The sequence below is a fragment of the Nocardia sp. Tas62D01 genome, assembly GCF_055232035.1.
Window position 1 is genome coordinate 2512547 of sequence record NZ_JBUYUZ010000001.1, and the last position, 3656, is coordinate 2516202.

Consider the following 3656-nt stretch of genomic DNA (forward strand, 5'->3'; position numbering starts at 1 on the left):
ACCTACCCTCAATTGTTTGATTCGCGGACTGTTGACACGAGGAATACACAGGAGTAGATATATGCGTACGCAATATTCCTCACGTCAACTACTGGAGGTCCCGATGTCGACAACTACCCGTTGGGTTGCCGGATTCCGATCCGCAGTGCTGAGCCCGTACGGGCAGATCCAGTTCACCGAACCGCGCGGGTTCGCCGATCAGACGGTGCGCCAAGTGCTGCACCTGGCCGGCGGCGGTGAGCGGCTGAGGGTGCGGCTGACCAACCGTTACGGGCGCGCCCCGCTCACGATCGGCGCCGCACAGGTCGCGCTGCGCAAGGCCGACGATGAGATCGCGCTCGACACCGACACTGTGGTGCGCTTCGACGGCGCCGAGCGGGTGACGATCCCGGTGGGCGCCGAGGTGATCAGCGATCCGATCGACCTGGCCGTCACCGCGGGCGTCGATCTGAGCCTGAGCCTCTACCTGCCCGAGGAAACCGGCCTCGCGACCTTCTCGCACATGCCCGCCGAGAACGCCTTCGTCGCCGATGGCAACCAAGTCTGCGCGCCCGGACTTCCCGACGCCGAGCAGCTCACCCTCCGCTTCTACGTGACCGGCATCGATGTCCTTGCGCCCGTCGGCATTCCGATCGCAGTCGCATTCGGCGACTCCTGGTTCGAGGGCGTCGGCACCTCGTTGGGCACCAACAGCCGCTCCGTCGACGCCCTCAACGACCGCCTCGACCACGGCTGGGTGGTCAACGAGGGCATCGCCGGAAACCGGTTGCTGCTGGACGAAGTCGGCGAGCACGCCCTCGCCCGATTCGACCGCGATGCGTTGACCGTGCCGGGCGTTACCCAGGTACTGCTGAACTTCGGTATCAACGACCTGATCCTGGGCGGCATGATCGGCCAACCCTCGGCCACCGCCGAAGACCTCATCGCCGGATTCACCGAACTGGCCCGCCGCGCCCACGCCGCCGGCCTGCCCATCCACGCCGCCACCATCGGCCCATACGGCGGCTGCACCTTCCCGGATCTCCCGATCGCCGAGAGCCTCCCCACCCGCCTCCGCGTGAACGAATGGCTGTGCGGCACCGACGTTTTCGACTCGGTCTTCGATGTCGCACGCGCCGTGGAGGATCCGGACAACCCCGATTTCATTCGCCCCGAATTCGACGGTGGTGACGGCATGCACCTCAACGATGCCGGAGCGCGTGCGATGGCAGCCACGGTCGATATCGCCGCCCTCGTCCGCTGATCACCGACGTATCGAAAGCCGTTGTCCCCCAGGGCAACGGCTTTCGGCATTTACGGCGTGAGGCCACGCAGGACAATCGCGACACCACCGTGGAATTCGTCGTCGACCGACATCGTGCGGGCCTGCGCCGCCGTTTGCGTCAGGAAGGGGTAGTCGGTGGCGGACAACTGTGCGATAGCGGCCGTCTCCGGTCCACGGATCGATGCGAAGTGCTCGTTCTCCAGGAACCCGAGCAGGTAGGCGACCACGGTGCGCTGGGCGATCACTCGGTCCCGACCGGCGAATCCGGCGTCGGCGAGCACGGACAGCATGGCTTCCATCCAGCGCAACGTCGCGGTCGAGCTCTTCCGGTGGCGCGGCACCAGCGGCACCGTCGCCGGATGGATGGAGATCGCGGCTCGCATCCGGTCGAGCAGGATCAGCACGCGGTAGCGCCAGTCGGCTTCGGGCGACGTCGACACTTCGATCGCGATCAGCACCTGGTCGACCACCAACAGTTCCAGCTCGTCCCTGGTCGAGACGTAGCGATACAGCGACATGGTGGCCATGCGCAGTTCCTTGGCCACCGCTCGCATGGTGAGCGCGGACAGACCGTCACGGTCGATCACCGCGAGCGCGGCGGTCGCTAGGTCGGACTTCGTCAGCGAACGAGGACGTGGCATGAGTTGACAGCGTACAAGGCACGCGCCTACTTGTCGTAGGCGTACGACGTACACCTACGAAGGGAGCTTCCCATGCCATTGCCATCCACCGTGACCCCACGCGAGCTGGCCACCATCTCCGGTAACCCGGTGCAGATTCCTGACTCGGATTGCCTGATCCATCTACAGTTCCGCCGATTCGCCGGATGCCCGGTGTGCAATCTGCATCTGCGTTCGATCGCCGCGCGGCACAACGAGATCCTTGCCGCCAACGTCCGTGAGGTCGTCGTATTCCATTCCAGCGCCGAAGAATTGCGCAAGTACGAAGGCGATCTGCCGTTCGCGCTGATCGCCGACCCGACCCGCGTCCTGTATCAGGAGTTCGGAATCGAGTCCGCACCACGCGCACTACTCGACCCGCGCGCCTGGCCGACCATGGTCCGAGGTATCGCACTCGCGCTGCCGCCGGTGCTACGCAAGGACAAGCCCGCTCCCCCGCCCCAACCGGAAGGCGGCCGCCTCGGCCTCCCCGGTGACTTCCTCATCGCACCGGACGGCACGGTGCCGGCAAGCAAACTCGGTCGGCACGCCGACGACCAGTGGTCGGTCGACGAACTGCTCGCACTGGTGCCCACTCGGGAGCCGCGCCGTTGAAGAACGTCGAAACGGCTGCGCTTACAAGAGCATTCGCCCTGCTGACCGGCGGACTGCTGGCGGGGGCATTCGGGTACGGCGCGGTCAACGTGGTCTACGCGTTCCGGAGGGTACCGCTGGATGTGCGGTTCACCTTTCACACCGCGCTGATGGCCGTCAACGGCATCGTCATGCAGACCCTGATGGGCCTCACCATCGCGAGCTGTCTCGTCCTCGCGTTCCTCACCCGCTCGCGCGAGCGCTGGATCGCGGGCACCGCAACGGGATCGGCCGTGGCCTCGTTTCTGATCACTCGGTTCGGCAACGTGCCGATCAACCAGAAGATCAAGGTATGGGCAGTGACGTCCGCGCCGGACGACTATGCCGAGATCCTCAGCCGCTGGGAAGCCTTCCATTTCGCCCGAACCGCCTGCGCCGTGGCGGCTTTCCTTCTCATCGTCACCCTCACTCTGCTACCCGCGAAAGAAGCACGCCCATGATGTGTCGAGCTGTTCGTCTCCGATCCGACAATGACCGCCGAACGCAAGAGTGAGCTCGCCGAGCGGCTGTTGCGGGAGCTGACCACGGAAGATTCCGCCCCGGACGCGGTGATGGACAAGGTCCGCGAGCTGACGCACGTGGTCGTGCATCAACCGGAGACCTGGGCGACCGGTGGGCCGAGTCGCCAGGCCGCGCCACGCTATCTGGTCCGGCTCACCGTGCCCGGATCATGGAGCAACGCCGCCGAATTCGGTCCGACCATGATCCCGAAGGTCACCCGCACGATCGTCGCGTTCGAGCCGGACCCGGACCGGCTACTGCACGAACCTCACTGTGTCGTGCAGATCGTCGGGCGCAAGGAGCACTCCGTCGGCACCCTCGGCCAGGTGACCGACAGCACCGACCTCGCCAAGCTCATGACCGCCGACTACCAGCACTCCGGCAACCGAGCCGAAGCGCCGGAGGGATATTCGATCGACCCGGTCTGCGGCATGACCGTCGAACTCGCCACACCCCGGCTCACCCTCACCCACGACGGCGTCGACTACGTGTTCTGTGCGCCGGTGTGCCGCAAGATATTCGCCGAGGAACACGCCAACCCGGCGTAGCGGGCACGCCGCGGAGCATATCGGTATCGG

General features: G+C 65.7%; 5 protein-coding genes. 4 read left to right on the forward strand and 1 reads right to left on the reverse strand.

Going from position 1 to position 3656, the window contains the following annotated elements; translation table 11 throughout:
• Window positions 1-103 precede the first annotated feature (103 nt).
• A complete protein-coding gene (locus ACV7NQ_RS12425) occupies window positions 104-1243 on the forward strand; it encodes a GDSL-type esterase/lipase family protein (RefSeq protein WP_463359774.1) in 1140 nt (379 codons plus the stop codon).
• A 50-nt stretch (window positions 1244-1293) separates the two neighbouring features.
• On the opposite strand, the gene ACV7NQ_RS12430 is transcribed toward ACV7NQ_RS12425, so the two are convergent.
• Entirely contained in the window at window positions 1294-1905 is a 612-nt protein-coding gene (locus ACV7NQ_RS12430; protein WP_463359775.1) for a TetR/AcrR family transcriptional regulator, read from the reverse strand.
• Window positions 1906-1977: 72 nt separating this feature from the next.
• Here ACV7NQ_RS12430 and ACV7NQ_RS12435 point away from each other — a divergent pair, with 72 nt between their 5' ends.
• Genes ACV7NQ_RS12435 through ACV7NQ_RS12445 form a run of 3 tightly spaced genes read left to right on the forward strand, consistent with a single transcriptional unit; the run spans window position 1978 to window position 3626 of the window.
• Window positions 1978-2538 carry a peroxiredoxin-like family protein gene (locus tag ACV7NQ_RS12435; protein ID WP_463359776.1) on the forward strand — a complete coding sequence of 187 codons (561 nt, stop codon included), beginning with the start codon at window positions 1978-1980 and terminating at the stop codon, window positions 2536-2538.
• Window positions 2535-3017, forward strand: a complete 483-nt coding sequence (locus ACV7NQ_RS12440; protein ID WP_463359777.1) for an anthrone oxygenase family protein — start codon at window positions 2535-2537, stop codon at window positions 3015-3017. The genes ACV7NQ_RS12435 and ACV7NQ_RS12440 overlap by 4 nt, the downstream gene beginning before the upstream one ends.
• A 30-nt stretch (window positions 3018-3047) precedes the next feature.
• Window positions 3048-3626, forward strand: a complete 579-nt coding sequence (locus tag ACV7NQ_RS12445; protein WP_463359778.1) for an ATPase — start codon at window positions 3048-3050, stop codon at window positions 3624-3626.
• Window positions 3627-3656 lie beyond the last annotated feature (30 nt).